Origin of the sequence: Corallococcus sp. AB049A, from assembly GCF_003668885.1 — a bacterium.
Lineage (GTDB): Bacteria > Myxococcota > Myxococcia > Myxococcales > Myxococcaceae > Corallococcus > Corallococcus interemptor.
Genome location: NZ_RAWL01000851.1, coordinates 1 through 837 on the forward strand (window position 1 = coordinate 1; position 837 = coordinate 837).

General features: G+C 75.0%; 1 protein-coding gene and 1 pseudogene. One reads left to right on the forward strand and one right to left on the reverse strand.

Going from position 1 to position 837, the window contains the following annotated elements:
* Positions 1–562 (forward strand): DMT family transporter (locus D7X55_RS39900; protein WP_147470441.1); only part of this gene is annotated, 562 nt, incomplete at its 5' end.
* A 10-nt stretch (positions 563–572) separates the two neighbouring features.
* Here D7X55_RS39900 and D7X55_RS43805 read toward each other — a convergent pair.
* Positions 573–837 (reverse strand): annotated as a pseudogene (locus tag D7X55_RS43805) (hypothetical protein); the annotation flags it as partial.

An 837-nucleotide genomic window follows, 5' to 3' on the forward strand; every position in this document is an offset into this window, starting at 1 on the left:
CCGCGAGCGCGCCTCCACGCGGACGACGGCGGGCATCCTCACGGCGCTGGTGGGCGTGGTGGTGCTGCTGCTGGGCCGGGGGCTCGCGAGCGCGCGGGGCACGCTGGAGGGGGACCTGCTCATCCTCGCGGCGGTGGTGGCGTGGGTCGTGTACACGACGGAAGGCAAGCCCCTGGCCACGGAGCACGGGCCGCTGCGCGCGACGGCGTGGACGATGACGGTCGCCACGCTGTTGCAGCTGCCGCTCGCCCCGTTCGTGCTGGAGCCGGAGGCGGTGTGGGCCTCCAGCGCCATGGCGAAGGCCTCCATCGTGTACGTGGGGCTGATGACGTCGGTGGTGGCGTACCTGCTCTGGTCCTACGCGCTGTCGAAGGTGCCCGCGTCGCGCGTGGCCATCTTCTCCAACCTTCAGCCGGCGGTGACGGCGCTGGTCGCGTGGCTCTTCCTGGACGAGGCGCTGCACTGGGAGCTGGCGCTTGGAGGTGCGCTGGTGCTCGTGGGCGTGCGGCTGACGCAGGGCGCGCCCGTGAAGCCCGCGCCGGTGGTGGTGCGCGCGGGCTGAAGGGGCTGCCTCAGTCCCCGTTCGGGTCCCACTCGGAGATGTCCTTCTTCGCGGGCTCCGGCGGGACGGCGGGACGCGGCGGCTCCGCGATGCGGGCCGGCGGCTCCTTCTTCGCCACCGGAGGCGGAGGCGGGGCGTCCTCGTCGTCCGACCGGCTCGGCCGCGCGGGCCCGGCCACCACGGGCTTCGGCTCGGGCTTGCGCGGCGGCGGCTCCGCGAAGGCCTCGATGTCGGGGGCCTCGGAGCGCTTCGGCTCCGGCGCCACGGCAGGGGAG